Here is a 25,777-nt window from a genome sequence, read left to right as displayed (position 1 = left end):
ATCGTGCTCCTCACGGCCGGCTGTACTGCATGAAGAAGTTCCAGATCACGTCCGTGGCCTGGAAGTCCTGCGAGGCCTTGCCCAGCGAGGGCGTGAAGTCGATGGTGCCCGGCCAGGTGTGCCCGCCGCCCTGGACCGTGTAGTGGTCCACGCCGACGCCCTCGGCGCAGCCGCGCCAGGCGTCGCGCCGCGTCGTGGTCCCGTCGGGCGTGGTGTCGGGCAGGGTACTGGTCTGCGGCGTGGGATTGCAGCCGTTGGCCTGGACCCAGAAGGCCAGGGCTTCGGCCGCGGAGATGCCGGTGGTGCTGCCGTTGTACGGCGCCACCTGGTCCGCGGTGCCGTTGATGTAGAGCATCGGCACCGGGCGGTTCGGCGCGCACTTCGGCAACTGCGTGTTGCGCATCGTGGCGCCCACCACGGCGCCGCCGGCGATCTTCTCCGGCCGCTCGCAGGCGAAGCGTACCGTCATCAGCGCGCCGTTGGAGTAGCCGCCCATGTAGACGCGGTGCGCATCCAGCCCGTGGCGCTGGGTCAGCGTGTCGATCATCCTGGCCAGGAAGCCGACGTCGTCCACCGCGCTGAAGCCCACCAGGCCTGCATGCAGGTCGATGGCTCCGAGGCCGCCAAGGCCATCGGCGAGGTTCGGGGTATGGTTCCAGTTGCCCTCGACGGCCTGCGGCAGCAGCACCCAGGCGCCGCGATCGCGCACCAGCTTGGAGATCTCCACCAGGTTGGCCATCTCCGAGGAGCTGCCGTCGAGGAAGTGCAGCAGCACGAACACCGGCGGCGGCGCGCTGTCGGAGGCGACCTGCGGACGCAGCACCAGCACCGTGCGGGCGGCGTCCTGGTGGATGATGGTTTCCTGGAAGGCGCGGACGTTCTCCACCGCCACCACCGAGGTGGCGAGGGCCGGGCCGCTGAGGCCCAGGCACAGGATCGCGGGGGCCATCAAGCGCAACATCCCTGTTCTCATTGCAGCCTCTCCATTGGCCGGGTACGGCGGCGTACCACCGGGGCTGGGGCCCCGTGTCTGGCCGGATTGTGCTCCGCACCCGGCTCTCCCACAATCGGAGAATGACTACAGCCAAGACCGTGATCTACCACAACCCGCGCTGCAGCAAGAGCCGGGAAACCCTGCAGCTGCTGCGCGACGCCGGGGTGGAGCCGCAGATCGTCGAGTACCTCAAGGATTCACCGGACGCGGCGACCCTGGATGCCCTCTGCCGCAAGCTCGGCATCGAGCCGCAGGCACTGGTCCGCTTCAAGGAAGACCAGGCCAAGTCCCTGAAACTGACGCCGAAAGATGTGCGTCCGCGGGCCGAGTGGCTGCGCCTGCTGGCGCAGAACCCGGTGCTGATCGAGCGCCCCATCGTGGTCCGCGGCGCCAGGGCCCGGCTCGGCCGTCCGCCGGAAGCGGTCCGCGAAATCCTCTAGACCACAGGCCGGGAGAGCGCCGATGAACCTGCCGAAGATCGTTCTGGCCCTGGGCTACAGCGGCCTGATCCCCTTCTTCATCGGGCCGGTCTGGCTGGGCTTTTCGCCGGAGACGGCGCCGGCCTGGCTCGACCGGGCCTGGCTGAGCTGGGCCGCGCTGATCGGCGCCTTCATGGCCGGTACCTTCTGGGGCTTCGCGCTGCCGGCGGTGCAGGGACCGGCCGGCCTGCTCGGCATCTTCATCTCGGTGGCGCTGGTGGCACTCACCGGCATCGCGGTGACGCTGGAATTCGCCCATGCCCTGGCGGGCCTGGCGCTGGTGTTCATGTTGCTGCTGCTGGCCGACTTCTGGCGCGAGCGCACGCTCGACACCATCGGCGGCTACTTCCGCCTGCGCTCCACGCTGACCGCGGGCGTGCTGATCGCCATCACCTGGCGTTACCTGATGCTGCCCGCCGGCGGCGCCTGAGGACTACAGCAACTCGCCGCGAAGCGCGCGGCGGCCGGTCAGCGCATCGCGGATCAGCCCGTAGATCACCGGGTGGTTGAGCAGCCGCAGGTGGCTGGTGCGGAACAGCACCGCCGTGTCCGCGTCCGCCAGGTGGGCCGCCGTGGAGCTGGGCAGCAACACCAGGCCGTCGCCGATCACGCGCCCCACCGGGTCCTGCTCGTCGACGCCCAGCGTGCAGCCGAAGAAGTGGTAGCGCGCCTGCGGCGCCTTGGGGATGCGCAGCGCACCGCCGCCGTCGTGATGCGTCTGGCGGCCGCGCCAGTCGCTGTCGTCCACATAGCCGTGGAACAGGTCCTTCACGCCCACCGAGCGCGAGTGCAGCAGGTCCGCCAGCGGGCGTGACAGCGGCACGCGGCGCATCAGGCGCACGCCGGCGTCCACCCAGCGCTCCAGCGGCGCGCCCAGGTGCGGCGAGCCCAGGCAGATCACGTTGCTGAGGCGGCCGACCCACGCGGCATCGTCGCGCAGGCCCGCGGCCACCGCCGAGCGTGCCACCAGGCCGCCCATGCTGTGCCCCACCAGCACGATCTCCTGCACGCTGCGCGGCCAGCGTTCCGCCAGCCGCTGCAGCTGCCGCGCCAGGCGCGCGCCATTGCGCGAGATGTGCAGGCCGCTGTTGTAGCGCAGGTACAGCGGCGTATAGCCCAGGTCCTGCTCCAGCCGCGGTCCGTAGGGATGGGTGTCCGGCTGCTCGACGTCGGTATAGAAGTCCCAGACCGATTCGTTGCAGGCCAGCCCGTGGATGAAGACCACCAGCCGTCCCTGCGCGTCCGGATAGGCCTGCGCCAGCGCCTGGCGTTCCAGCGGCAGGCGTTCGCCCTGCAGGTAGAAGCCCATGCGCGGCGCCAGGGGATTGCGCTTCACCGCCATGTCGTCGCCGACGAAGCCGGCCATCGCGCTCAGCGCCAGGTCGCGCCGGGCGTTGGGCGGCACGGGAGTGGGCGGCGCCAGCTTCTCCGCCTCGCGCAGCAGCTGGTCGGCGGCACCGAAGACCAGGCGCATCGAGCCGCGCACCGCGCCATAGACGCCGTCGGTGATGCCGTCGTGGATCAGGCGGGTCGGCTCGCTGCCGGCCTGGATGCCCGGCAGCGGCGCCATCGTCTTGAAGGGGATATCGGAGATCGCGCGGTGGAAGCCGTGGACGTGACCGGTGATCCGGTCCAGGCCGGTGCCGGCCAGGGACAGCGCGCCCCGCACCTGGGCCAGCAGGCCATCGCGGGAAGAAACATCGGTCATCGGAAACCCCCGGCGGCAGCCCCGCCCAGACTGGACATTTACAGTTTACATATGTTCACTGAAATGTCCAGCCGGGCAATGCCCCGCGGCCCCTGCGGGAGCGGCTTCGGCCGAGACGGGCCGTTCACCGTAGCGACCCGCCCATCGCGGCTGAAGCCGTCCCGCGGGTCGCTCCTCAAGCCGTCGTGGCGGCGCCGGCCGGGGCGGCCTTGGCTCCGGCCTTCATCGCCCAGCGGTTGGCCCGGGCAAAGGTCCCCGTATCGTTGAACCGCACCCCCATCTCGCGCATCACCGCGTGGGCGGTCCTGGCGGTCGCCTGGCGCACGTAGAACGGTTCCTTCACCGCGAAGTGGTGGATCGCGTGGGTGCTGCCGAAGTTGAAGCAGAACAGCTGCAGCGGCCACAGCCACCAGGGATTCAGCACCTGGGTCTGCTGCATCACGTTGCCCGGCTCCACATCGCCGAAATAGTGCATGTTGGAGCTGATGAAGTGCAGGCAGAACACGCGCAGCACGTTCGGCGCCAGCCATACCACCACCACCGTGGTCCACAGCGCCAGCAGGTTCTGCGCCCAGACCGGCAGCGGCAGGGGATGGCCGGCCAGCGAGGCCGCCAGCATCACCGCCTGCACCGCCAGGAAGCCGTGCCACAGCGCGTAGTGCAGCAGGCCCAGCGGCATGTAGCTCAGCAGGTTTTCCCGCACCAGGGCGCGGAACTCTTCCTGGTTCCTCGGCTGCTGCGCGCGGATGTAGTTGCGCGAGACGCGGTGCATGGCCGCCGGGCGCAGGTAGATCGCCAGCATGTGGTCGCCCACCATCAGCAGGCGCTTGAGACCCCAGCGCTCGCCGTTGGTGATGCCGAATTCCTCCAGGTCCGTGTCGGTGCCCGAGAACTTGTGGTGGTGCAGGTGCAGGCGCTTGCGCGTCCAGGGGCTCACGGTGCTCGGGCGCGTGATCCAGCACAGTGCCATCATCAGGTTCCAGGCACGCGGGCTGTGGCGGAAATACATGGTATGGATCAGGTCGTGTTCCAGCTCGTGGATGAACGAGGCGAACAGCGCACTGGCCGGAATGCAGACCCACCAGGGAATCTGGCCAATGGCATAGAGCCAGCCGCTGGCGATCATGCCGGCGACCGACAGCGCCATCACCGATGCGCCGATCGCATCCTGGTGGCGCAGCCAGGGATGGCGCCGGCGCAGGGCCTGCCCCGCCTCCAGCACGACCTGGCGGATGTGGGCGGATTTCTGCGCGTCGGTCATCGCGGCACTTGCTGTCGGGGTGGACATCGAAACATGCTCCGGAAAAGGGGAGGAGAGATGGGATCGATTCTGGAGATGCGGCGGCGCGGCGGCCTGTCCGGGCACGCCAATCGCTTGGCCGTCGGCGACGCCCATGGCGTCAACCGGCCCTGATGCAGAGAACGACCGTACTCAGCAGTTGGGGGCGGGCGATCCGCCGCGCCCTGGACCGGGCCGGCGTGGACAGCGCCGCGCTGTTCGCCGAGGCCGGCCTGGACGTCGCCGCGCTGGACGACCCCAACGCGCGCTACCCGCTGGAGCAGACCACCCGGCTCTGGGAACTGTCGGTGCGTGCCACCGGCGACGAGGCCTTCGGCCTGTCGGTGGCCAGCCAGGTCAACGCCACCACCTTCCATGCCCTGGGCTATGCGCTGCAGGCCAGCAGCACGCTGCGCGAGGCCTTCGAGCGCATGGTGCGCTACTTCCGCCTGGTCACCGACGCGGCGGACCTGCAGTTCGCCGCCGAGGGCGAGGACTACTGCTTCCGCATCCGCCCGGCCGGTGCGGTGGCGCCCGCGCCGGAATCCATCGACGCCTTCATCAGCATCTTCCTGCGCTTCTGCCGCAGCCACCTGGGCTCGGGGTTCTCGCCGCGGCGCATCACGCTGCGGCGGCCGGCACCGGCCAGCGCCGCAGGCTACGAGCGCCTGCTGCGCTGTCCGCTGGAGTTCGGCGCCGCCGAGAACGCCATCTGGTTCCCGCGCGAGCCCTTCGACCGGCGCCTGGAGGGGGCCAATCCCGAGTTGGCGCGGCACAACGACGAGATCGTGCTGCGCTATCTCGCCCGCCACGACAAGGGAAACCTGCTGGCGCGGGTGCGCGCCGTGCTGACCGAGCTGCTGCCGACCGGCGTGCCCGCCGCCAGCCAGGTGGCCGATGCGCTGCACCTGTCGCTGCGCAGCCTGCAGCGCCGGCTGGCGGAGGAGGGCAGCAGCTACGAGGCGCTGCTCAACGAGACGCGCCAGGAGCTGGCGCAGTCCTACCTGCAGGACCGCCGCTACAGCATCGGCGAGATCACCTTCCTGCTCGGGTTTTCCGACACCAGCAACTTCACGCGGGCCTTCCGGCGCTGGGCAGGCTGCTCGCCCAGCCAGTATCGCGAGCGCGGGCGCTAGTCGAATTGCCCCTGGCCGTCCATGACCTGGCCTTCGCGCAACGGGATGTTCGTCAGCACGCGCTGCTGGCCGTCGATGGCGGTCAGGCGGAAGCTGAAGGGGCCGGAACCGGGATCGCCCTCGTCGAGATGGTAGTTGTAGTGCTGCTGCGCCAGGGTCAACCAGCCGCCGCCGCTTTGCATCTCGATGCGCCGCACCGGGATGCGGCTGTTGCGCGCCTGCACCGCCAGCCAGTACCGGGAGCTGCCTTCCTTGAAGCGGATCGCCAGGGGACCCGCAGTGTCGCAGGCCACCGGCACCCAGCTGATGGGTACGCGCCCCGCGGAGTGGTCCGCGATCCTGTCGAAGGCGTGCACTGACAGGTCCAGGTCGCCGCGGGCGCATTCCGGGCAGACGTCGACGATGCGGACCACGATCGTTCCCTTGGGTCCGGTGACCTCCACGCACATGCCGCAGGCGCTGCTGTTGTCGAACTGCGGCGCATTCATCGCCGCCACCATCCGGTCGGGAGCCGGCTCGTAGAGGCAGCTCCCGGTACCGTCGGCGTCGTAGTAGGTCCCCTCTCCGCCGGAGCGGGCGCCGATGATGGGCTGGTCCCCGGGCTGCTGCGCCAGGGCTTCCTCCCCGCTGCCGCCGCCGCAGGCGGCGAGCAGGAGGCACAGGGGAGCAATCCAGCGGTGGCGCGGAGCCGGCATGAGGCGTTGTTCCATGACAGGGGACAGCACGGAGGCTAGCAGTGCCGGCGGGGGCCGCGGCCGTGGGCCGACGGAACGGCCAGCGCGGGGGATGGGCGGCGCGGCACCGGAGGCGGCCCCAGGAACGCGAAAGGGAGCCCGAGGGCTCCCTTCCGGGCACACGGCATCGTGCCCTAAGCCGCCAGCCTGCCGCGCCGGTAGTCGTCCAGCGCCTGCTCGATCTCCTCGCGGGTGTTCATCACGAAGGGACCGTACTGCACCACCGGTTCGCGCAGCGGCTTGCCGGCGAGCAGGATGAAGCGCGCCCCCTCGGGACCGGCCTCCGCCTCGAAGCGGCTGCCGGCCGACAGCACGCCGGCGGCGTGGCGGGGCACTTCCCGCTCGCCGATGCGCAGGCTGCCTTCATAGGCGTAGACGAAGGCGTTGTGCGCCTCCGGCAGCGCCTGCTCGAAGCGCGCGCCGGCCGGCAGCGCCACGTCCAGGTACACCGGCTCGGTGCTGACGCCGCGGATGGCGCCCTCGGTCCGCAGGCCGTCGGCTTCGACCTGGCCGGCGATCACCTTCACCTGCGCGCCGCCCGGCAGCGCCACCACCGGGATCTCCCCGGCGGGGATGTCGCGGTAGCTCGCCGGCTTCATCTTCTCGCGCGCCGGCAGGTTGATCCACAGCTGGAAGCCGCGCATGCGGCCCTCCTTCTGCTGCGGCATCTCGGAGTGGATGATGCCGCGCGCGGCGCTCATCCACTGCACGTCGCCGGGGCCGAGGTCGCCACGGTTGCCCATGTGATCCTCGTGGCGCATGCGGCCGTCGAGCATGTAGGTGACGGTCTCGAAACCGCGGTGCGGGTGCGAAGGGAAGCCGGCGATGTAGTCGCTGGCCTCCTCGGACGAGAACTCGTCCAGCATCAGGAAGGGGTCGAGGCGCAGGCCCGGCAGCGACCCGATGGAACGGCGCAGCTTCACGCCGGCGCCATCGGAAGTCGGCTGCGCATCGATGACCTGCTGCAGCTTGCGGGTGCTCATGACAATCTCCGTCGGGTGAGAGGGATTACGTCTTTCCGAACAGCTTGGCGTCCAGGCTCAGGCGGCCGGCGCCGTTGGCGACCAGGAAGAGGAAGCCGCCGGCCATCGCCAGGTTCTTCATGAACATGATCTGCTGGATCTGGTCGGCGCTGCCGCCGTGGAAGATCACGCCCGAGGCGATGCTGAATACCGCCAGGCCCAGTGCCGCCAGCCGCGTCAGCAGGCCCAGCACGATGGCCAGGCCGCCGCCGAGTTCGGCGAAGATCACCAGCGGCAGCAGCGCGCCGGGTACGCCCATGGATTCCATGTAGCCCTGGGTGGCGGCGTATCCGCCGATCTTGCTGTAGCCGGCGCCGACGAAGATCGTGGCGATCAGCAGGCGGCCCAGCAGGACCAGCGGATCCTTGAAGCGGTCGAAGAAGGCGTTCATGACGGGACTCCCTTGTGCTTGTGGTTGAAGGCGACTGGCAGCTTACGCTGCCAGCCGGTCGATCTGCTCGCGGGCCTTGCCCAGGGCGCCCTCGCGGCTCTCTTCCGAGATCGCCAGGCCCTCGGCGTAGACGAATTCCACGTCCTCGATGCCGATGAAGCGCAGGAAGTCGCGGATGTAGCCGGTCTGGGTGTCCAGCGCCGTGCCGGCGTAGATGCCGCCGCGGGTGGCGAAGACATAGGCCTTCTTGCCCTTCACCAGGCCCTCCGGGCCGTTGGCGGTGTAGCGGAAGGTCTGGCCGGCGCGGGCCACGTGGTCGATCCAGCTCTTCAGCTGCGAGGGCACGCCGAAGTTGTACAGCGGCAGGCCCAGCACGATCACGTCGGCGCGCTTCAGTTCGGCGATCAGGGCGTCGGAGTAGGCGACCACCGCCTGCTGCTCGGCGGTACGCTCCTCCGGCTTGGCGATGAAGGCACCGAAGCGGGCGCCGTCCAGGTGGGGCACCGGCTCGGCGGCCAGGTCGCGCACCGTGACGCGGGCGCCGTTCTGGGCGGCGACGAAGCGGGCAGCCAGACGGCTCGACTGGCTGTTCTCACCGTTCAGGCTGGTGTTGATCTGCAGGATGTGGGTCTGGTTGCTCATGGCTTTACTCCGTTGTTGCTTTGGGGTGAGGCCATTAAACGATTGCGTGATTCGATAAAAAAGCAGATATTTTCGGCTGTATTAATCGATTGGATCGATGTATGCACCCGAAAATCAGCCTCGAACAATGGCGTGCGCTCGCCACGGTGGTGGAAGCCGGGGGGTATGCCCAGGCCTCCGAGCAGCTCCACAAGACCCAGTCCTCGATCAGCTACGCGGTGCAGAAGATCGAGCGCCTGCTGGGCCTGAAGGCCTTCACCATCGAGGGGCGCAAGGCCGTGCTGACGCCGGCGGGGCAGGTGCTCTACCGCCGCGCCCGTGCCCTGCTGGACGAGGCCCTGGCGCTGGAGCAGGGCGCGGCCAGCCTGGCCGCCGGCTGGGAGCCGGAGGTGCGCCTGGCCGCCGAGATTGTCTATCCCACCTGGGCGCTGCTGCGGGGCTTCGCCCGCTTCGCCGAGGAGCAGCCGCAGACGCGCATCCAGCTCTACGAGAGCGTGCTCGGCGGTACCGACGAACTGCTGATCGAGCGGCGCGTGGATTTCGCCATCGTCGCGCACGTGCCGCCGGGCTTCGTGGGCGATGCCCTGATGCGCATGCGCTTCATCGCCGCCGCGCACCCGGACCACCCGCTGCACCGCCTGGGCCGCGAGCTGGACTACCGCGACCTGCGCCAGTACCGCCAGCTGGTGATCCGCGACACCGCGCAGCAGCGCGTGCGCGAGGCCGGCAGCTGGCAGGGGGCGGAGCAGCGCTACACCTTCAGCAACAAGGCCACCTCGATCGCCGCGGCCCGGATGGGCCTGGGCTTCTCCTGGTACCCGGAGGAAACCATCCGCACCGAGATGGCCGAGGGCAGCCTCAAGCCCCTGCCGCTGCGCGAGGGACGCGAGCGCTTCGCCCAGCTCTACCTGGTGTTTGCCGACCGCGACTATCCCGGCCGCGCCGCCTGGCGCCTGGGCGAGATCATCCGCGACACGACTGCGACTTTGTGCTCACAGGAGGCTGCTGCGCGGCCGGCATCGCCGCTAAGCTAGCCGCAGGAACGGCGCCTGCGCCGGCCGCGGCGCAAGGCCCGGATGCCAGATGGGGAACAGGGTGGATAGGATCAGGTCAGGGATGATGGCCGTGCTGCTGTGCGCGTTCGGCCTGCCGGGCGCCGCCATGGCGGGGATCACCCAGTGCGCCGATGCCCAGGGCAACCGGCACTACACCGACCAGGGCTGCTACGACGGCCGGCCCATCGAGCGTCCCAGGCCGACCGCAGGGCCGGCGGCGGAACTGCCGCCCGGCAGCCTGGATCCGGTGAAGCGCCTGCCGCCGATGGGCTCGGTGCCGGCGCCCGGACCCGAGACCATCGAGCCCGCCGCCGCTGCCGCGCCGGCGGAGCCTGCCGCGGAAGAGAAGGCGGCGCCCGAGCTGCCGTCGGAAAAGCTGCGGCCGCGCAAGGCGGAATCCGGACACTGGCTGCTGTTCGGCTTCGGCTTCCTGATGTCGCTGGTCGCCTACTTCTGGATGGCGATCACCGCCTTCCGCAACGGCTCCATCCTGTGGGGCCTGCTGCTGCTGTTCCTCTCCCCGGTCACCAACCTGATCTACCTGCTGCGCAATCCGCGCGAGGCCGCTCCCAGCGCCGCCCTGATGGCCGGCGGCGTGGCCCTGATGGCGCTGGTCTATACGCCCGCGGCCGACCTGATGGACGTCCATGAAAGCTACCTGACGGCGCGCGAGCAGACGACCATCGACCAGCGCCACCCGCGCGTCAGCTTCACCTCCGCCGAAACGGTCTACCTGAAGACCGTGCTGGGCTGGGACGACTGGTCGGTCATGGCGCAGCCGCATATCGTCACCTGGGCCTGGTATACCGGTGACGAGATGGTCGACAGCTACGTCACGGTGCTGGAGTTCGACGAGCCGCCCTACGTCCTGGAGGGCTATTACCCGGCCGCCCAGCTCGGCCGGGGCCAGCACCGGGTCGAGCTGTATGTCGGCGAGGAACTGTTCGACACGCGCGAATTCGAGGTGCTCTGAGTCGTCCGGCGCCGACAGAACGGCGAATCGGAACAGGCTGCCAAGGCCCGGTAAGCTTGGGCATCTTCCGGCGATGGCGGTTGTCACAGGAGGCCACGCCGGTCCCGGATTGGCGCATTCCATGCTGCGGTGAAGCGAAACCGGCACCGCGCGGGGTTCAGTTTCTTGAAGAGGATCATGGTGAAGAGCTGGGTGACGGCCGGCGTGCTGGCGACGCTCGCGGCCTGCATCGGCGGCTACGCAGAGCCGGCCGAGGCTGCGTTCTACAAATGCCGCGACGCCAAGGGCGAGATCTATTTCACGGACAAGGGTTGCGCGCCGCGCAATCCCGGGGCGGAGCGCCCTTCCGCCGGCGATGCCCCAGTCGTCGCGCCGCCACCCGCCGCGGAGCCGGCTGCCCCCCCGCCAGCCCCGGCTGCCGAGCCGCCCCTGCCGCCGTCGGCACCACCGGCGCCGCAGCCCCCGGTGGCAGTGCCGGTGAGCCCCCAGTTCCAGCCCGCCCGCCCGTCCAGCTACATCGAGCCGCTCGCTCCGCCCGGCAGCGGCGCGCGCGGCGAAGCCGGCGCCCTGACCGGCACCGAGCGTGCCGCCGGCGCGCCGGCCGAGCCGCTGCGGCCGCGCAAGGTGGAATCGGTGCGCTGGTGGGCGGTGGGCCTGGGCCTGTTCCTGCTGATGGTGACGCACGCCTGGATGATCGTGATCGCCTTCCGCGCCGGCTCCACCGCCTGGGGCGTGGCCCTGATCGTGGGCTCGCCGGTCAGCAACCTCGCCTACCTGCTGACGCATTTCCGCAAGGCCGGCTGGCCGTCGCTGGTGGGTATCGCCGCCCTGGCCTCGCTGGCCTATGTCTACGTGCCGCCGGTGGACCTGATCGAGATGTCGGACAGCTACCTGACCACGCGCGGCAGCACCGACCTCGGCGACCGCAAGCCGCGCATCATCTTCACGCGCAAGGAAACGATCTGCCTGAAGAGCATCATCCGCTGGGACGGCATGCTGGAAGACTGGTGGGTCGGCCGCAACCAGCAGGTGAGCTGGGCCTGGTACACCGATGGCCAGCTCCAGTCCGATCACCAGGTGAAGATCGACTTCGACCGCACGCCCTTCGTGCTGCTGGGCTACATGCCGGGCAGCGAACTGGGCCGCGGCAAGCACCGCGTGGAACTGCGCATCAACGGCGAGCTATTCGACAGCCGGGATTTCGAGGTGAAGTAGTGCGGCCCGGGCGCGCCCGGGCCTATCGCCGGCCGAACTCGCCGCGCACCACGTGTTCGTGCGGGCGGTAGTGCTCCGCGGCCTGCAGCCGGGCACAGTCGCGGCCGGCGTGCTTGGCCTCGTAGAGGCGTTGGTCGGCATCCTGCAGCAGGGGTTCCGCCTCCTGCCCCGGCGGGGGCACCAGCCAGATGCCGCCGATGCTGGCGCTGAGCGGAATCTCCTGGCGCAGCCGCGGATTCTCCAGCGTGGTCTCGCGGATCATGTACAGCAGGTTGCTCACCTGGTGTTCGAACTCCAGCGGCGTGATGTCGTACCAGACCAGCACGAACTCCTCGCCGCCGTAGCGCGCCCGCAGATCCAGCGGACGCCGCGCGATCTGCTGCAGCACGCCGCCGATGCGCCTCAGCACCTGGTCGCCGAACAGGTGTCCCTGCGTGTCGTTGATGCGCTTGAAATGGTCCACGTCGAGCAGCGCCACCGCCACCAGGCGCTGCTCGCGCGCCGCCTGGGCCAGCACGCGCGGCAGCAAGCGGTTGAACTCGGCGCGCGTCGGCAGCCCGGTGAGCGGATCGCTGCGGGCGGAGGCGTAGGCGTAGCGCGCCGTGGCCCAGGCGATGCGGCTCAGCAATTCGTGCGTGTAGGAGCCGGCTACCGCGATCAGGCCCATGTACGACAGGCTCAGGATGGTCGATCCGCCCTGTGCGAAGGACGTGGCGTAGCGCACTTCCAGGAAAATGCCCAGCGCGGAGAAGGCGAGGGCGGCGGGGATCACGCGGCGGCTGTCGAAGCCGCCGAATACCGAAACCGCCACGACCACCACGCCGAGCATCTCCGGCGGGAAATTCATCTCGCCGCGCAGCGCGAAGTAGCGCAGCAGCAGCACGCCGCCCCAGAACGCCACGATGCCGGCGCTCTGCGCCGATTCCACCAGCAGGCGCGGCGCCCGCCGGGTGGCCGTCAGCAGGCCGGCGAGCGTCACGGCCGGCAGCACCACGCCCATCGCCAGGGGCAGCAGCAGGGGGCGGATGGTTTCCCTGGGCAGCCACAACAGTTCCAGGAACAGCGGTGCCAGGCCGAAGCCCAGCGCGCCGATGGCGAACAGGGCCAGGCGCGGGTAGCGGTAGCGTGCACGGTGGGAGCGCCGGAACTCCTCTTCCAGTTCAGCCGCGAATCGCAGGCGGTACGCATCGACCTTCCGCGCCCGCTCGAGTTGTTCCAGTTCCGACATCCGCTCTCCCCGAATCGCCATTCTACGGATGCATCGGCAGGGGAGACCCACCCCTGAAGGTTATTTACTACCCAGGGAAAGTGATTATATATTAAATAAATACATTAAATTTAATACTTATGAAATGATCAGGGCAGCTTCCACCCCGCAGCCGCCCGCCAGGCGGGCCGTGGCGGTCCCTGGGCCGTTCCACGAAAAAAGGCGCCGGGCAGAAGCCCGGCGCCTCCTGTTTCCGGGGAGCGCCCCGGCGGCCGCGACTCAGGCCGGCAGCATCTTGGCGACCACGCCCTCGCAGGTGGGCTTGTCCATGTAGCGCGGCACGGCGTAGGTCCAGTGGGCTTCCTTCAGCGCCGCCGTGGCGATCGCCGGGATGTCCGAGGCCTTGAGCTTCTCGACCGTGGTGGGAATGCCGAACTCGGCATTCATCGCGCGGATCTTGGCGATGAAGGCATCGGCCAGCTGCGCCTCGGTCTCGCCGCCCTGCTTCAGGCCGCTGACCTCGGCCAGCTTGGCCAGGCGCGCGGTGCACTCGGGCTTGGAGTAGTCCAGCACGTAGGGCATGACGATGGCGTTGGCCAGGCCATGCGGCACGTGGTAGTACGCGCCGAAGTTGTGGGCGATGGCATGCACGTAGCCGACCCCGGCGCTGGTGAAGGCGACGCCGGCCTTGAACGAGGCCAGGGCCATGTTGGCGCGGCCTTCCAGGTCCTGGCCGTTCTTCACCACCTTCTGCAGGTTCTGCATGATCAGGCGCGTGGCTTCCAGCGCCTCGGCGTCGGTGGCCGGGAAGTGGTTGTGCGAGATGTAGGCCTCCACCGCATGCGTCAGCGCGTCCATGCCGGTGGCGGCGGTGATATGCGGCGGCAGGCCCACCATCAGCTGTGCATCCAGGGCGGCGGCAGTCGGGATCAGGCGCGGATCCATGATCGCGAACTTGCGCGTGTTCTCCGGATCGGACACCACCGCGGCGATGGTCACTTCCGAGCCGGTGCCGGCGGTGGTGGGCACTGCGTACAGCGTCAGCGGGCGGAAGATCAGGCGGAACAGGCCGCCCATCCAGCGGATCGGATGCGGGTTGGTGGCGCGCGCGCCGATCACCTTGGCGGCGTCGATCGAGGAGCCGCCGCCGACCGCCAGGATGGCGCTGCAATGCTCCTTCCGCAGCAGCGCCAGGCCGGTCTCGATCTGCGCGATGGTCGGGTTGGGCTCCACGCCGTCGTAGATCACGGTGGTCACGCCCTTCTGCTTCAGGCGCTCCAGCATCGGGTTGAGCAGGCCGAGCTTCATCAGCATGGCGTCGGTCACCACCAGCAGCTTGGTCACGCCGGTGCCGGCGATGTGGTCGCAGAGTTGCAGGGAGGAGCCGGGGCCGGTGAACAGCTGCGGCTTGCGGAAATTGAGGATCCGGGTGCCGATCAGCAGGAACACCATGAGGATCTTGAAAAACAGGACCTGGAGTTTGAACAGCATGCGGGCTCTCGTCTGGTTCTAGGATGGCGGCGGGCCGTGGGCGGCCTCTGGTGGGCCTGCGGGAGGCCCTAGGGTGCGCACTATGCCGCATCTGCGGCCAGGTTTTGCATGCCATCGTCGGCTGGCAAGGTCACCTGAACGTATCGTCAGGTTTTTGAAGGGAATTCCCGTTGGTATAGTCGCCCCGCCTGCCGGGGAGCAGGCCTTGTTTGCCGACTTCCTTGGGGGAAATCCGATGCGGAACATCCTGAAGACCGCGGGCCTGGCGCTGGCCTGCGGACTGGTCGCCGGCCCGGCGCTGGCCCAGCGGCCTCCCTCTCCGCCGCCAGCGCCGGCGGCCCCGCAGCCCGGCGGCTTCGGCTTCGTGCTCGGCGGCTCGCTGGAGTTCGGCGGCGACGACGTGGCCACGGTGCTGTTCACCAACGGCGAGGAGCAGGACGTGAAGGCGGGGCAGGGCCTGGGCGTCGATGCCGGCGTCTACTGCCGCTTCGCCGGGGCGCCGTTCTCGCTGCGCGGCACGGTGGGCTTCAAGTACGTCACCACGCAGGCCGAGAACGCCGACATCAACATGCGCCGCGTGCCGCTGCAGCTGGTCGGCAGCTACCACCTGGACGGCGGCGCCCGCATGGGCTTGGGCCTGGTGCGGCACAACGGAGTGAAGTTCGATGCCGACGGCATCGGCGAAGACATCGAGTTCGACGATGCCACCGGCTATACGGTCGAGATCGGCTGGAAATGGATCCTGCTGAGCTACACCGGCATCGAGTACACCGACGAATTCGGCAATGACTACAGCGGCGACAGCTTCGGCCTGAAGCTGATCGCGGAGTTCTGAGCGCAGGGGCCGGTGCGCGCCGCCCCGGGGCCTTCTTCAGCGCACGATCTCGCGCGACCGCAGCACCATCATCTTGCGCACCTGCATGTCGTGGATCGTATGCGGGATGCCGCCCACGCCATGGCCGGAGACGCGCAGTCCGGCGAAGGGCATCCAGTCCACCCGGAAGGCGGTATGGTCGTTGACCATCACCGCCGACGCATCCAGGCGGTGGTAGCAGCGCAGTGCGGTATCCAGCGAGCGCGTGAACACGGCGGCCTGGAATGACACCGGCAGGCTGTTGGCGCGCTCGATCGCCTGGTCGATGGAGTCGACGCTGTAGACGCAGACCACCGGCCCGAACACTTCCTGCGTCGACACCCGCGCCGTCTTCGGCGGGTCCAGCAGCACGGTGGGGGCGTACATGGTCTCGGACATCGGCTGGCCGCCGCAGAGCAGCTGCGCGCCGCCGGCCACGGCTTCCTCCACCCAGTCATGGATGCGGCGCGTCTCGGCGGGGTCGATCAGCGGGCCGATCTCGGTCTCGGGCATGGTGGGATCGCCCACGATCATCTTCTGCGCCAGCTTGGCCAGCTCGTCGGCGAAATGCCCGGCGATGCCGCGGTCCACGAATACGCGCTGCACCGAGACGCAGACCTGGCCCGCATGGTAGAAGCCGCCCTTGGCGATCAGCGGCAGCGCGGAGGCGATGTCGGCGTCGCCGGCCAGCACCACTGGCGCCACGCCGCCATGCTCCAGCGCGCAGCGCGCGCCGGGCGCGAGCTTGCTGCGCAGCTCCCAGCCGACGCGGGCGCTGCCGATGAAGCTCAGGAAGGCGACGCGCGGGTCGCTGACCATCTTCGTGGTGAGCTCGTTGTTCTCCGGGATCAGCGGCAGGCACCACTCCTCGGGCAGGCCGGCCTCGCGCAGGATCTCGACGAAGCGCAGGCAGGTCAGCGGCGTGGCCTTGGCGGGCTTCACGATCACCGGGCAGCCGGCCGCGATCGCCGGGCCCACCTGGTGCGCGATCAGGTTCAGCGGATGGTTGAAGGCCGAGACCGCCACCACCACGCCGATCGGCTCGGTCTGGGTGAAGGCCATGCGGTTGACGCTGGAGGCCGTGGTGCCCATGGGGATCACCTCGCCCGCCTGGGTGCGCAGCGTCTCCACGCAGATCCTCAGGGAGTCGGCGGCGCGGCCCACCTCCACGCGAGAGTCGATCAGCGGCTTGCCGCCCTCGCGCGCCGCCTCCACCGCCAGCCGCTCGCCGCGCGCCAGCAGGATCGAGGAGGCCTCCTCCAGAATCGCGATGCGCCGAGCCAGGGGCAGCCAGCCGTCGCGGTTGCGGTACAGCGCATGGGCGGTCTTCAGCGCGTGTTCCACCACCCTGGCGTCGGCGGTGGCGACCTCGCCGATGGCGGTGCGGTCGAAGGGCGCGCGCACGAGCAGGGGTTCCGACTTGGTCGAAACACCGGGGACGAGCAGTCCGTAACGATGGGGCATGGCCAAATTCTCCAGCTATCGCCGGAGCTTAGCCGATGGCAGCCACGGGCGTCAGGCGGCCGCGCAGGGCCGCTACTGGTCCTCGTAGCGCAGGATCGAGGGCCAGTAGTCGATCGCCGCCTGGTTCAGCAGGCGGCGCTGTTCGCCCTCGGGCCGCCAGCGCTGGTGCGAGACCGCGGCGCGCAGCAGGAATTCGAACAGCGTCAGGTGGCGGCGCAGGGTGCGCTGCAGGCGGTGAGGCATGATCGGATTGAAGATGCCCAGCGGCCGGAAGATCTGCCGGGGATTCTTCTTCAGCCACAGCCAGGAGCCCATCTCCAGGGTCAGCGGCAGGAACAGGCGCTGCGGCTGCTCGCGCGAGCGGTCGTAGAGGTAGTCCCAGAGGTCGCCATGGGTGGTGTAGTGGCGCGCCTGCGGCTCGATCACATAGATGTTGTGATGCGGGTGCGTGGCCCGGAACAGGCTGCGCAGCGCATAGAGCTCGCCCAGGCAGTCGATCGGCCGCGCGGTGCGGGCGTAGGGGAACCAGATCTGGTCGCGCACGCCGAAACCGGAATGGCAGTCCAGCGCCAGGCTGAAGGACTGCGTCAGCAGGCGCTCTTCCACCACGCGGCACATCGCTGCCGCTTCCGCCTGCATCGGCTCGCCGGGCCTGCCCCGGAACCAGGGCAGCCGCGGCGACAGGCGGTGTCCGCCCAGTACCGGGTGCGGATCCTCGGCGTCTACCGGGGCATTGCGCATCAGGTCCACGCCGGCCGGGTTGGCACGGGTTTCGGCCAGCATGCCGCCCGGGTTGATCAGCGGCATGAACAGCAGGCGCACGCGCCGGAGGCTATGGTCCAGCTCCTCGTCCCAGCGCAGGCGTTCCACCAGGGTGTGGAGGTAGGCCAGCAGCACCTGGGTGCCGATGCGCTCCACGCCGTGGATGCCGCCGAAGAAGCCGACCACCGGCACCTCGGGGTCGCGCGAGCCCAGTTCCAGGCAGTGCACCGGCCAGCGCCGGCCGCCGTAGTCCACCTGGCAGACCACCTCGCTGCGCAGGGCGCTGCCGGCGCGGCCGATCAGGGTTTCCAGTTCATCCAGTTCGCGCAATGCGAGGGGGGGCTTGCTCATGGGCGACAGATTGCTACAGATTCGTGAAGGGGTTGTTACGCCGCCGGTCGGGTCCGCGGTGCCGGCGAAGTGCCATGGCCCGGTCCTTGCAACAGCGGTTATCGAGGCTGAACCGCGTCAAGGAGGTCTTCGATGACGATGCAGATGCCCGATTTCGCCCGGCTGGGTCCGCCGGCTTTCGAGGAAAGGGACCTGCGGTTCCTGTTCGCGCACTTCCCGGTGCCGGGCGTGGACCTGGAGGAGGCCGTGCGCCTGGCCCTGGAGCGCCCGACGACGCTGGAGTCGCTGCTGGAGAGCGACTACGTGCACGCCGCCATCCGCGACCGCCAGCTGCGCTGGCTGGAGGTCTCGCCGAAACTCTATTTCAACGTGCTGCTGCGGCGCTCGCTGCCGGATTCGCGCAACACCGCCACGCGGCGCTCGGTGCACTACCTCGCCAACCTGCTGGGGCTGTTCGTGCGCAGCGAGCGTGTCTGCCGCGTGCAGGCCGACGAGGAGCAGAGCTACCACTACTTGGTGGACCTGGTGCAGGAGGCGGCGCAGGCCGGCCCGGAGCGCGGCTTCTACGTGCAGTCGCACATCGGCAACTATGCCCTGTGGCTGGCGGGCGTCTGCCGCCCCTGGATCGACTACCGCCACCGCTACAAACGCCGGCCGGTGGACGTGAACTACTACTGCCGCATGGGCCGCAGCTACTACGCCACGGCCTCGCGCCACCGCATGGCCGAGCAGCTCGGCCTGCGGCCGGTGTTCCAGGACCTGGCCCAGCGCTTCGACTACTACCGCGGCGGCCTGGAGAAGATGGCGGCGGGTTGGGCGTGACGTCGCGTTTTGACGATGCCTGAATGGCATCGCCTGCGACGGCACGCGGGTGAGGAGGCGCGTTTTGGCGATGCGTTGAATCGCATCGCCTGCGTCACCGAACGCCCGGCCATGGATGGCCGGGCAGGGGCTCAATGGGCGAAATGCGGTCTCGCCATGGATGGCAATCCCGCTTTCTTGACGCTTGCAGAGCTACTTCGGCAAGCCCTCGCGGAACTTCACATACCGCTCCGCCACCACCTGCGGCGCTTCCATCATCGGCAGGTGGCCGATGCCCTTCATGATCTCCAGCTGCGAGTTCGGCAGCAGCTGCTTCCAGATCAGGCCGTCGCCCGGGTCCACCGCGCGGTCGCCGTCGCCGAAGACGATCAGGGCCGGCACCGGCAGGTCCTTGACCTTGTCGTTCACGGCGTACTCGCTCCAGTGCTCGATCAGGTTTCGGAAGATTCGGGTGTGCAGCGTGTAGTTGGCCACCGCCTGCTCTGCCAGCACGTGGCGCACGCTGCCCGGGATGAAGGGGCGCTGCACCATGACGAAGTCGAGGACCTTCTCGAAGTCCTCCGGCTTCTGCGAGAACAGCAGGTATTCGCCCCGGTCATAGGCCAGACGCACCTCGGTGCGCTTGCCCCCGTCGGTGCCGGCGGCGCCGAGCAGCCAGAGGCTGGCCGCCTTGTCCGGGTACTTGGCGGCGTAGCTGGCGATGATCCAGCCGCCCATGGAACTGCCGCCGAAGTGCGCGCGCGGAAGCTTCAGCGCCTGCATGATCTCGTCCAGGCGCTCCACCTGGGCCGGGATGCCGTAGTCGGCCTGCTCGGGCTTGCTGCTCTGGCCGAAGCCCGGCAGGTCGATCGCGATCACGCGGTAGTGCGGCGTCAGCCAGCGCGCGGCGCGGGTGAAGTTGTCCTTGTCGGCGCCGATGCCGTGCACCAGCACCAGCGGCTCGCCGCTGCCGCCCTCGAGATAGGCGATCTCGAAGCCGGGGATCTTCAGTATCCTTTCCTCCAGCTTGGACTGCGAGCGTTCCAGCGCGATGCCCCAGCGCGTCGCCTGCTCCGGGAAGTAGCGATCCAGCGCGAACAGGCCGCCGGCACAAAGGGCCAGCGCAATGACGAGGCCGATCAGAAAACGCATGCGATTCTCCGTTCCAAATCCGTTTGAATCAGGGTGCCTCGACCACGCGCATCAGGCTTTCCTGGGTGGTGCTGGCCACCAGCCGTCCGCGGCGGTCGAAGATCAGGCCGCGCGAGAAGCCGCGCGCTGCCTGCGCCGAGGGCGAGTCCATCGAGTACAGCAGCCAGTCGTCGACGCGCACGTCGCGGTGGAACCATAGCGCGTGGTCGATGCTGGCCACCACCATGTCCTTGCGCAGCCAGCCCATGCCGTGCGGCAGCAGCGCGGTGGACAGGAAGTTGAAGTCCGAGGCGTAGGCCAGGACGCAGCGGTGCAGCAGCGGGTCGTCCGGCAACTGGCCGGCGGCGCGGAACCAGATGTGCTGCGCCGGCTCGCGCTTCTCGCCGAGCAGCGGATTCCAGGGCTGCACCGGCTTGAACTCGATGGGGACCTCGCGCAGCAGCGCGTTGCGGGCCCGCTCGCCGACGCCGGGGGCCTGCGCCACCCACTCGCGCGCGCATTCCAGCAGGGTCGGCAGTTCCTCCGGCGGGGTCACCTGGGGCATCCGCGCCTGGTGGTCCAGGCCGCCCTCCTCCTTCTGGAAGGACGCGATCATCGCCAGGATCGGCTGGCCGTGCTGGATCGCATGGATGCGGCGCGTGCTGAAGCTGCGGCCGTCGCGCACCCGCTCCACCTCGTAGACGATCGGCAGGGCCATGTCGCCGGGGCGCAGGAAATAGGCGTGCAGCGAATGCGGGACCTGGTTCTCCACCGTGCGGTTCGCCGCCACCAGGGCCTGGCCGATGACCTGGCCGCCGAACACGCTCTTGCCGCCCAGGTCGCGTGACTGGCCGCGGTAGATGTTCTGCTCGATGGTTTCCAGGTCGAGCAGGCCGACCAGGTCGGAGAGGATGCGGTTCATGCGGGGGCTGCGGCCGGGGGTGATAAAATTCCAGCCCGCAAGGCTAAGCCAAATGGGCCATTCCACCAAGTGTCGTCAATGACTTGCCGTTCGGGTTGCGGGGCCTGCTGCACCGCGCCGTCGATCTCCTCGCCGATCCCCGGCATGCCCGGCGGCAAGCCGGCCGGGGTACGTTGCGTGCAGTTGCTGGACGACCAGCGCTGCGCGATCTTCGGCGATCCGCGCCGCCCGGCGGTCTGCTCGGGGCTGAAGCCGAGCCCGGAGATGTGCGGCGGCTCGCGGCATGAAGCAATGGAGTACCTGACGCGGCTGGAAGCGCTGACGTCCTGAACGCGGGAGCCGGCAGGCTGGCCCCTGCGTCCCTACATCTCCACCCTTCCCCTGAAGCTGTCTTGGGCCTGCTCGCCAACGGTCTTGCCGGCGCGCAGCTGCCGCGTCTTCCAGCCCAGCCTTACGCCGACATCCGGCCGCGTGTCGCAAGCCAGCATCAACTCCAGCACGTCGTCCGCGGCCAGCTCCAGCGGCGCCAGCAAGGGCAGGTAGATCTGGTCCCAGTGCGTGGGAGGCGCGAACGGCGAGGTGGAGAGGCCGACCCCCGGCAGCAGTTCGCAGACCCACCACAGCGCGAATCCTTCGATGCGCGCAGCGGGCAGGTCGGCTGCCTTCCAGCGCAGCGTCGCGCTGCGGCGGCTGTCCGGGGCCCTGGCCTGCGGGCGCAGGTCCAGGTCGTCCCAGATCTGGCCGGTATCGCGGCCGCCCAGGTCGTCCGGGGCAACCTGCTTGACGTACATGTTGTTGAGCGAGACCGTGCGCGCCGCCGACAGGTCCAGCCCGTAGCCCACCTGCGGCCAGATGTCGATCTCGCGCTGCAGCCGCGGTGCCGTCACCGGGGCGGCGAACTGGCGCAGGCGCTCGGGCAGCACGCGGCCGCCGGGCTTGAGATAGCGGCGCGCGTCGATCAGCGTCTCCAGCAGGCCCTCCTCCAGCGCGAAGTTGCCGAGGGTCTCGGACACCACCAAATCCACCTTGGGCGGCTTGCGGATCTCGGCCGAGTGGCCGCGGACGAAGCTGAGCTGGTCGATGCCGTTCTGCCGCGCCAGCTTCTGCGCCAACTCCAGCATGCCGCTGTATTCGATCAGGGTGCAGTGGGCCGCGCCGAGGCGGCGGGCCAGGAAGCTGAGGAAGCCGGTGCCGGCGCCGATGTCGGCCACCGTGGTCTTGCCGGGTACGACCAGCTGCTTCAGCGCCGCCTGGAAGGCGGCGTTGCGCGGGGCGTCGCCCAGCAGCTTGCGGTGGAGTTCGATCTCGCTCACGGCGGCGGCTTCAGGGACGGGTTCATACGCCAATTTTCGCCGAATCCGCGAAAATACGCAGATGCAACTGCTCGTCCCCCAGGTTTTCGCAGGCTCGGTGCGCCCCATGCCGGGCGATGGCCGGCCCACCGGCATCTTCAAGGACCCGGTCGCCGGGCCGGTGGAGATCGGCCCCGAAGGATTGCGGATCGACGCCCAGGCGGACCGCCGCGTGCATGGCGGGCCGGAGAAGGCGGTGCACCACTTCCCGCTGGAAAACCACCGCCGGCTCGCGGCGCGGTTCCCGGAGCAGGCCGCGGGTTTCGTCGCCGGCGGACTGGGCGAGAATCTCTCGACCGAGGGCGCCGACGAGTCCGGCGTCTGCATCGGCGACGTCTTCGCCTTCGGCTCGGCGATCCTGCAGCTGTCGCAGCCGCGCAGTCCCTGCTGGAAGATCGACGCGCGCCACGGCCTGGAGGGCATTGCGCTGTGGATCGCGCAGCAGGGCATCTCCGGCTGGTACTACCGCGTGCTGCAGGCGGGCGTGGCGCAGGCCGGCGATTCGCTGTGCCTGCTGCAGCGCAATCCCGATCCGGTATCGCTGAGGGAGTTCTGGGATGTGCTGGCCCTGCACCGGCCGGCGCCCGCGAGCCTGCAGCGCTTCGCAGAGACGCCGGGGCTGACCCCCTCCTGGCGCGAGCGCCTGCTCAAGCGCAGGGCCTGGCTGGAAGGCAACTCATGAAGCGCGCGCTGCCCGAGCTGCCGGTCCGCGAGGCCTTGCCGGCGCTGCGCCAGGCCCTGGCCGGCGATGGCCGCGCCGTGCTGGCGGCGCCGCCGGGATCCGGCAAGACCACCCTGGTGCCGCTGGAGCTGCTGGACGAACCCTGGCTGCGCGGGCAGCGCATCGTCATGCTGGAGCCGCGCCGCGTGGCGGCGCGTGCCGCGGCGGCGCGCATGGCGCAGCTGCTGGGCGAGCCGGTGGGCCAGACCGTGGGCTACCAGATCCGCTTCGAGCGCAAGGTTTCCGCGGCCACGCGCATCGAGGTGGTCACCGAGGGCCTGCTGGCGCGGCGCCTGCAGGCCGACCCGGAACTGCCCGGCGTGGGCCTGCTGATCTTCGACGAGTTCCACGAGCGCAGCCTCGACGCCGACCTGGCGCTGGCGCTGAGCCTGGACGTGCGGGCCAACCTGAACCCGGACCTGCGCCTGCTGGTGATGTCCGCCACGCTGGACACCCAGCGCGTCGCGCGCCTGCTCGACGAGGCGCCGGTGGTTCAGAGCGGCGGCCAGCTCTACCCGGTGGACCTCCGCTACCTGCCGCAGCGCAGCGATGCCGACCATGGCGAGGCGGTGGCCCACGGCGTGCTGGCCGCGCTGGCCGAGACCCCGGGCGACGTGCTGGCCTTCCTGCCCGGCGCGCGCGAGATCCGCGGCGCGCAGCGGCGGCTGGAATCGCGGACGCAGGCCGCCATCCATCCGCTGTACGGCGAACTGTCCTCGGCCGAGCAGGATGCCGCGTTGCAGCCCGACCGGCAGGGCCGCCGCAAGGTGATCCTGGCCACCAACATCGCCCAGACCAGCCTGACCGTGGAGGGGGTGACCACCGTGGTGGACGGCGGCCTGGTGCGGGTGGCGCGCTTCGACCTCGGCGCCGGCGCCAACCGCCTGGAGACGCAGCGCGTCTCGCGCGCCTCGGCCGACCAGCGCGCCGGCCGTGCCGGCCGCCTCGGCCCCGGGACCTGCTACCGCCTGTGGAACCGCGACCAGCAGGCCTCGCTGACCGCCCACGACACGCCGGAAATCCTGGCCGCGGACCTGTCGCGCTTCGCGCTGGAGCTGGCGTCCTGGGGCGCGGCCGACCCTTCGCAGCTGGCCTTCCTCGATCCGCCGGCACCGGCGAGCTGGACCTACGCCCGGGACCTGCTGCGCGAGCTGGGGGCGGTGGACGCCCAGGGCCGCATCACCCGGCATGGCCGGGAGCTGGCGCGCCTGCCGGCCGCGCCGCGCCGGGCACAGCTGCTGCTGCTGGCCAAGGCCCGCGGTCTGGGGGCGCTGGCGGCCTGGACCGCGGCGGCACTGGAGGAGCGCGACGGCGGGGCAGGGGACTTGGCGGGCGGCGTGCAGGCCTACCTGCAGGGCCGCGCGGCCGACCCCAACGCCCTGCGCCGCGTGCGCGACTCGGCGCGGCAGATGGCCCGGCTGATCGACGCCCCCGAGCAGGCGGCGGCCGACGACCGCGACATCGCCCGCCTGGTCAGCTGGGCCTACCCGGAGCGCATCGCCCGCCGCCGCGGCAGCCAGCACGGCGTCTACCTCTGCGAGGACGGCGGCGAGGCCCGCATCGGCGAGCGCGACCCCCTGGCGGCCTCGGAATGGCTGGCGATCGCGCACTGGGACCCGGGCCCACCCCGGAAAATCCGCCTGGCGGCCGCCCTGAGGGAAGAAGACCTGCTGAGCGACCATGCAGAACGCATCGCCGAGGCCCCGCACTGCCGCTGGGATGCCCAGACCGCCGCCGTGGTCTCCGAGACCCAGAAGCGCCTGGGCGCCATCGTGCTGGAGCGCCGCATGCTGCGCGGTGCCGCCGCCGCCGAGCCGATCCGCGCCGCCATGATCGAGGGCATCCGGGCCCTCGGCCTGCAGGCCCTGCCCTGGAGCGAAGCCGCCCGGCAGTGGCAGGCGCGCGTGCTGTCCCTGCGGCAGTGGCGCCCGGAGGAGGACTGGCCGGATGTCTCGGACGCGGGTCTGACGGCCAGCCTGGAAACCTGGCTGGGCCCCTTCCTGGACGGCGTCACACGCCGCGATCACCTGGCGCGCCTGGACCTGATGGAAATCCTCAACGCCAGCCTCGACTACGCCCAGCAGCAGAAGCTGGCGCGGCTGGCGCCCACCCATATGGACGTACCCACCGGCTCGAGCATCCGCCTGGAATACCGGCCGCCGGAGAAACCCCTGCTGTCGGTGCGCCTGCAGGAGATGTTCGGCTGTGCCCGCACCCCGACGATCAACGATGGCCGCACCGGCGTGGTGCTGGAGCTGCTGTCGCCGGGGCAGCGCCCGGTGGCGATCACCCCGGACCTGGCCGGCTTCTGGGCCGGCAGCTATGCCGACGTGAAAAAGGACATGAAAGGGCGTTATCCGCGCCATCCCTGGCCCGACGACCCCCTGGAAGCGGCCCCGACCCGGCGGGCGAAACCGCGCGGCACGTGAAATTTCTCTGACAAAGCGCCGTTTTCTATTGACGCGCCGCAGCACCCCGAAGAGAATACGCGGCTCCTCGGGCTGGCATGCCTCCCGGGCTCGGCGGAGGGATACTCAAGCGGCCAACGAGGGCAGACTGTAAATCTGCTGGCTTACGCCTACGGTGGTTCGAATCCACCTCCCTCCACCAGTTTGCTGTGCGAGTAGACGGTTGAACGAAGCGCGGGAGTAGTTCAATGGTAGAACTTCGGCCTTCCAAGCCGATAGCGCGGGTTCGATTCCCGTCTCCCGCTCCAGCAAGGATGTTGCGGTAAAGGTTTCAGATTCGCCCACGTAGCTCAGTCGGTAGAGCACACCCTTGGTAAGGGTGAGGTCGATGGTTCGATTCCATTCGTGGGCACCAGTTTTGAGAGGTACGCCGAAGGCGGGCCTCTGACCATTTTCCCCGCCGGCCGAGAGGCTGTGGCGGGTTTTGGCGTAGATGGAAACCCGTCAGACGGGACCACGATCAAGCTGCTTTCACTTAAAACACGGTAATCCCGGAGACTTCGATGGCAAAGGAAAAATTCGAGCGCAAGAAGCCGCACGTGAACGTGGGCACGATCGGTCACGTTGACCATGGCAAGACCACGACGACGGCCGCGCTGACGAAGGTGTCTGCGGACAAGTTCGGC

26 protein-coding genes and 3 tRNA genes are annotated in these 25,777 nt (G+C 69.6%); 15 read left to right on the top strand and 14 right to left on the bottom strand.

The window, feature by feature from the left end; all coding sequences use genetic code 11:
- Positions 1 to 10: 10 nt before the first annotated feature.
- Entirely contained in the window at positions 11 to 961 is a 951-nt protein-coding gene (locus C3942_RS10255) for a CE1 family esterase (protein ID WP_104230302.1), read from the bottom strand.
- Positions 962 to 1,074: 113 nt separating this feature from the next.
- Between C3942_RS10255 and arsC the strand changes: the two genes are divergently transcribed.
- The gene (gene arsC, locus C3942_RS10250) at positions 1,075 to 1,434 is read left to right on the top strand and encodes an arsenate reductase (glutaredoxin) (RefSeq protein ID WP_104230301.1); all 360 of its coding nucleotides are present in this window, start codon (positions 1,075 to 1,077) and stop codon (positions 1,432 to 1,434) included.
- Between the two features lie 22 nt (positions 1,435 to 1,456).
- The gene (locus C3942_RS10245) at positions 1,457 to 1,903 is read left to right on the top strand and encodes a DUF3429 domain-containing protein (RefSeq protein ID WP_104230300.1); all 447 of its coding nucleotides are present in this window, start codon (positions 1,457 to 1,459) and stop codon (positions 1,901 to 1,903) included.
- Positions 1,904 to 1,906: 3 nt separating this feature from the next.
- Here C3942_RS10245 and C3942_RS10240 read toward each other — a convergent pair whose 3' ends face one another.
- Complete coding sequence (locus tag C3942_RS10240) at positions 1,907 to 3,181, bottom strand: esterase/lipase family protein (RefSeq protein ID WP_104230299.1); 1,275 nt, start codon at positions 3,179 to 3,181, stop codon at positions 1,907 to 1,909.
- 175 nt (positions 3,182 to 3,356) lie between these two features.
- Positions 3,357 to 4,469: a fatty acid desaturase gene (locus C3942_RS10235; protein ID WP_104230298.1), complete on the bottom strand. Its 1,113-nt coding sequence runs from the start codon at positions 4,467 to 4,469 to the stop codon at positions 3,357 to 3,359.
- Between the two features lie 125 nt (positions 4,470 to 4,594).
- Between C3942_RS10235 and C3942_RS10230 the strand changes: the two genes are divergently transcribed.
- Entirely contained in the window at positions 4,595 to 5,596 is a 1,002-nt protein-coding gene (locus tag C3942_RS10230) for an AraC family transcriptional regulator (RefSeq protein ID WP_104230297.1), read from the top strand.
- On the opposite strand, the gene C3942_RS10225 is transcribed toward C3942_RS10230, so the two are convergent.
- The 4 genes from C3942_RS10225 to C3942_RS10210 all read right to left on the bottom strand — a co-directional run bounded on the left by C3942_RS10225 (position 5,593) and on the right by C3942_RS10210 (position 8,385).
- Positions 5,593 to 6,306, bottom strand: coding sequence for an expansin EXLX1 family cellulose-binding protein (locus C3942_RS10225; protein WP_104230296.1), 714 nt, complete (start codon positions 6,304 to 6,306; stop codon positions 5,593 to 5,595). The genes C3942_RS10230 and C3942_RS10225 overlap by 4 nt on opposite strands.
- Before the next feature lie 158 nt (positions 6,307 to 6,464).
- Positions 6,465 to 7,313 (bottom strand): pirin family protein, encoded by an 849-nt coding sequence (locus tag C3942_RS10220; RefSeq protein WP_104230295.1) that lies wholly within the window; start codon positions 7,311 to 7,313, stop codon positions 6,465 to 6,467.
- A gap of 25 nt (positions 7,314 to 7,338) precedes the next feature.
- A complete protein-coding gene (locus C3942_RS10215; protein ID WP_104230294.1) occupies positions 7,339 to 7,743 on the bottom strand; it encodes a DoxX family protein in 405 nt (134 codons plus the stop codon).
- Positions 7,744 to 7,785: 42 nt separating this feature from the next.
- Positions 7,786 to 8,385, bottom strand: a complete 600-nt coding sequence (locus C3942_RS10210; RefSeq protein ID WP_104230293.1) for an FMN-dependent NADH-azoreductase — start codon at positions 8,383 to 8,385, stop codon at positions 7,786 to 7,788.
- Between the two features lie 101 nt (positions 8,386 to 8,486).
- Between C3942_RS10210 and C3942_RS10205 the strand changes: the two genes are divergently transcribed.
- The 3 genes from C3942_RS10205 (at position 8,487) to C3942_RS10195 (ending at position 11,628) form a co-directional block, all read left to right on the top strand.
- Positions 8,487 to 9,419 carry a LysR family transcriptional regulator gene (locus C3942_RS10205; RefSeq protein WP_104230292.1) on the top strand — a complete coding sequence of 311 codons (933 nt, stop codon included), beginning with the start codon at positions 8,487 to 8,489 and terminating at the stop codon, positions 9,417 to 9,419.
- Positions 9,420 to 9,501: 82 nt separating this feature from the next.
- The gene (locus C3942_RS10200) at positions 9,502 to 10,413 is read left to right on the top strand and encodes a DUF4124 domain-containing protein (RefSeq protein WP_104230291.1); all 912 of its coding nucleotides are present in this window, start codon (positions 9,502 to 9,504) and stop codon (positions 10,411 to 10,413) included.
- Between the two features lie 177 nt (positions 10,414 to 10,590).
- On the top strand, positions 10,591 to 11,628 hold the full coding sequence (locus C3942_RS10195; protein ID WP_104230290.1) for a hypothetical protein: 1,038 nt from the start codon (positions 10,591 to 10,593) through the stop codon (positions 11,626 to 11,628).
- 22 nt (positions 11,629 to 11,650) lie between these two features.
- Here C3942_RS10195 and C3942_RS10190 read toward each other — a convergent pair whose 3' ends face one another.
- Positions 11,651 to 12,856, bottom strand: coding sequence for a GGDEF domain-containing protein (locus tag C3942_RS10190; RefSeq protein ID WP_165797408.1), 1,206 nt, complete (start codon positions 12,854 to 12,856; stop codon positions 11,651 to 11,653).
- A 258-nt stretch (positions 12,857 to 13,114) separates the two neighbouring features.
- The gene (locus tag C3942_RS10185; protein ID WP_104230288.1) at positions 13,115 to 14,326 is read right to left on the bottom strand and encodes an iron-containing alcohol dehydrogenase; all 1,212 of its coding nucleotides are present in this window, start codon (positions 14,324 to 14,326) and stop codon (positions 13,115 to 13,117) included.
- Positions 14,327 to 14,561: 235 nt separating this feature from the next.
- On the opposite strand from C3942_RS10185, the gene C3942_RS10180 reads away from it, so the two are divergent.
- A complete protein-coding gene (locus tag C3942_RS10180; RefSeq protein WP_104230287.1) occupies positions 14,562 to 15,161 on the top strand; it encodes a hypothetical protein in 600 nt (199 codons plus the stop codon).
- A gap of 36 nt (positions 15,162 to 15,197) precedes the next feature.
- On the opposite strand, the gene C3942_RS10175 is transcribed toward C3942_RS10180, so the two are convergent.
- Both C3942_RS10175 and C3942_RS10170 read right to left on the bottom strand, forming a co-directional pair.
- The gene (locus C3942_RS10175) at positions 15,198 to 16,643 is read right to left on the bottom strand and encodes an aldehyde dehydrogenase family protein (protein ID WP_104230286.1); all 1,446 of its coding nucleotides are present in this window, start codon (positions 16,641 to 16,643) and stop codon (positions 15,198 to 15,200) included.
- Between the two features lie 72 nt (positions 16,644 to 16,715).
- On the bottom strand, positions 16,716 to 17,756 hold the full coding sequence (locus tag C3942_RS10170) for a M14 family zinc carboxypeptidase (protein WP_104230285.1): 1,041 nt from the start codon (positions 17,754 to 17,756) through the stop codon (positions 16,716 to 16,718).
- A gap of 132 nt (positions 17,757 to 17,888) precedes the next feature.
- Here C3942_RS10170 and C3942_RS10165 point away from each other — a divergent pair, with 132 nt between their 5' ends.
- A complete protein-coding gene (locus C3942_RS10165; RefSeq protein WP_104230284.1) occupies positions 17,889 to 18,578 on the top strand; it encodes a hypothetical protein in 690 nt (229 codons plus the stop codon).
- A gap of 192 nt (positions 18,579 to 18,770) precedes the next feature.
- Here C3942_RS10165 and C3942_RS10160 read toward each other — a convergent pair whose 3' ends face one another.
- Together C3942_RS10160 and tesB are read right to left on the bottom strand one after the other, a co-directional pair.
- Positions 18,771 to 19,709, bottom strand: a complete 939-nt coding sequence (locus tag C3942_RS10160; protein ID WP_104230283.1) for an alpha/beta fold hydrolase — start codon at positions 19,707 to 19,709, stop codon at positions 18,771 to 18,773.
- A gap of 28 nt (positions 19,710 to 19,737) precedes the next feature.
- Positions 19,738 to 20,610, bottom strand: coding sequence for an acyl-CoA thioesterase II (gene tesB / locus C3942_RS10155; RefSeq protein ID WP_104230282.1), 873 nt, complete (start codon positions 20,608 to 20,610; stop codon positions 19,738 to 19,740).
- Positions 20,611 to 20,688: 78 nt separating this feature from the next.
- Here tesB and C3942_RS10150 point away from each other — a divergent pair, with 78 nt between their 5' ends.
- Complete coding sequence (locus C3942_RS10150; protein WP_104230281.1) at positions 20,689 to 20,940, top strand: YkgJ family cysteine cluster protein; 252 nt, start codon at positions 20,689 to 20,691, stop codon at positions 20,938 to 20,940.
- Positions 20,941 to 20,972: 32 nt separating this feature from the next.
- On the opposite strand, the gene C3942_RS10145 is transcribed toward C3942_RS10150, so the two are convergent.
- A complete protein-coding gene (locus C3942_RS10145) occupies positions 20,973 to 21,923 on the bottom strand; it encodes a methyltransferase domain-containing protein (RefSeq protein ID WP_165797407.1) in 951 nt (316 codons plus the stop codon).
- A 61-nt stretch (positions 21,924 to 21,984) separates the two neighbouring features.
- Here C3942_RS10145 and C3942_RS10140 point away from each other — a divergent pair, with 61 nt between their 5' ends.
- From C3942_RS10140 to C3942_RS10115, 6 genes are all read left to right on the top strand, one after another.
- Positions 21,985 to 22,644, top strand: a complete 660-nt coding sequence (locus C3942_RS10140; RefSeq protein WP_104230504.1) for an MOSC domain-containing protein — start codon at positions 21,985 to 21,987, stop codon at positions 22,642 to 22,644.
- The gene (gene hrpB, locus C3942_RS10135) at positions 22,641 to 25,112 is read left to right on the top strand and encodes an ATP-dependent helicase HrpB (protein WP_104230279.1); all 2,472 of its coding nucleotides are present in this window, start codon (positions 22,641 to 22,643) and stop codon (positions 25,110 to 25,112) included. Before C3942_RS10140 ends, hrpB begins: the two co-directional genes overlap by 4 nt.
- Positions 25,113 to 25,207: 95 nt before the next feature.
- Positions 25,208 to 25,293: transfer RNA gene (locus C3942_RS10130), tRNA-Tyr, on the top strand.
- Positions 25,294 to 25,325: 32 nt separating this feature from the next.
- Positions 25,326 to 25,399: transfer RNA gene (locus C3942_RS10125), tRNA-Gly, on the top strand.
- Positions 25,400 to 25,430: 31 nt separating this feature from the next.
- Positions 25,431 to 25,506: transfer RNA gene (locus tag C3942_RS10120), tRNA-Thr, on the top strand.
- 148 nt (positions 25,507 to 25,654) lie between these two features.
- Positions 25,655 to 25,777: GTP-binding protein (locus C3942_RS10115; RefSeq protein WP_243393582.1), on the top strand; the 123-nt coding region annotated here is incomplete at its 3' end.

Source organism: Solimonas fluminis, assembly GCF_002930645.1.
In the GTDB taxonomy this organism is placed as follows: Bacteria; Pseudomonadota; Gammaproteobacteria; order Nevskiales; family Nevskiaceae; genus Solimonas_A; species Solimonas_A fluminis.
The sequence above is the reverse complement of the archived record's forward strand: the minus strand, read 5'-3'. Positions and strand labels throughout refer to the sequence as shown.

Bases quoted from the DNA above. Each gene is read 5' to 3' on its own strand.
- C3942_RS10255 (WP_104230302.1), bottom strand. From the start codon at position 961: ATGTTGCGCTTGATGGCCCCCGCGATCCTGTGCCTGGGCCTCAGCGGC.
- arsC (WP_104230301.1), top strand. From the start codon at position 1,075: ATGACTACAGCCAAGACCGTGATCTACCACAACCCGCGCTGCAGCAAG.
- C3942_RS10245 (WP_104230300.1), top strand. From the start codon at position 1,457: ATGAACCTGCCGAAGATCGTTCTGGCCCTGGGCTACAGCGGCCTGATC.
- C3942_RS10240 (WP_104230299.1), bottom strand. From the start codon at position 3,181: ATGACCGATGTTTCTTCCCGCGATGGCCTGCTGGCCCAGGTGCGGGGC.
- C3942_RS10235 (WP_104230298.1), bottom strand. From the start codon at position 4,469: ATGTCCACCCCGACAGCAAGTGCCGCGATGACCGACGCGCAGAAATCC.
- C3942_RS10230 (WP_104230297.1), top strand. From the start codon at position 4,595: ATGCAGAGAACGACCGTACTCAGCAGTTGGGGGCGGGCGATCCGCCGC.
- C3942_RS10225 (WP_104230296.1), bottom strand. From the start codon at position 6,306: ATGGAACAACGCCTCATGCCGGCTCCGCGCCACCGCTGGATTGCTCCC.
- C3942_RS10220 (WP_104230295.1), bottom strand. From the start codon at position 7,313: ATGAGCACCCGCAAGCTGCAGCAGGTCATCGATGCGCAGCCGACTTCC.
- C3942_RS10215 (WP_104230294.1), bottom strand. From the start codon at position 7,743: ATGAACGCCTTCTTCGACCGCTTCAAGGATCCGCTGGTCCTGCTGGGC.
- C3942_RS10210 (WP_104230293.1), bottom strand. From the start codon at position 8,385: ATGAGCAACCAGACCCACATCCTGCAGATCAACACCAGCCTGAACGGT.
- C3942_RS10205 (WP_104230292.1), top strand. From the start codon at position 8,487: ATGCACCCGAAAATCAGCCTCGAACAATGGCGTGCGCTCGCCACGGTG.
- C3942_RS10200 (WP_104230291.1), top strand. From the start codon at position 9,502: ATGATGGCCGTGCTGCTGTGCGCGTTCGGCCTGCCGGGCGCCGCCATG.
- C3942_RS10195 (WP_104230290.1), top strand. From the start codon at position 10,591: ATGGTGAAGAGCTGGGTGACGGCCGGCGTGCTGGCGACGCTCGCGGCC.
- C3942_RS10190 (WP_165797408.1), bottom strand. From the start codon at position 12,856: ATGTCGGAACTGGAACAACTCGAGCGGGCGCGGAAGGTCGATGCGTAC.
- C3942_RS10185 (WP_104230288.1), bottom strand. From the start codon at position 14,326: ATGCTGTTCAAACTCCAGGTCCTGTTTTTCAAGATCCTCATGGTGTTC.
- C3942_RS10180 (WP_104230287.1), top strand. From the start codon at position 14,562: ATGCGGAACATCCTGAAGACCGCGGGCCTGGCGCTGGCCTGCGGACTG.
- C3942_RS10175 (WP_104230286.1), bottom strand. From the start codon at position 16,643: ATGCCCCATCGTTACGGACTGCTCGTCCCCGGTGTTTCGACCAAGTCG.
- C3942_RS10170 (WP_104230285.1), bottom strand. From the start codon at position 17,756: ATGAGCAAGCCCCCCCTCGCATTGCGCGAACTGGATGAACTGGAAACC.
- C3942_RS10165 (WP_104230284.1), top strand. From the start codon at position 17,889: ATGACGATGCAGATGCCCGATTTCGCCCGGCTGGGTCCGCCGGCTTTC.
- C3942_RS10160 (WP_104230283.1), bottom strand. From the start codon at position 19,709: ATGCGTTTTCTGATCGGCCTCGTCATTGCGCTGGCCCTTTGTGCCGGC.
- tesB (WP_104230282.1), bottom strand. From the start codon at position 20,610: ATGAACCGCATCCTCTCCGACCTGGTCGGCCTGCTCGACCTGGAAACC.
- C3942_RS10150 (WP_104230281.1), top strand. From the start codon at position 20,689: ATGACTTGCCGTTCGGGTTGCGGGGCCTGCTGCACCGCGCCGTCGATC.
- C3942_RS10140 (WP_104230504.1), top strand. From the start codon at position 21,985: ATGCAACTGCTCGTCCCCCAGGTTTTCGCAGGCTCGGTGCGCCCCATG.
- hrpB (WP_104230279.1), top strand. From the start codon at position 22,641: ATGAAGCGCGCGCTGCCCGAGCTGCCGGTCCGCGAGGCCTTGCCGGCG.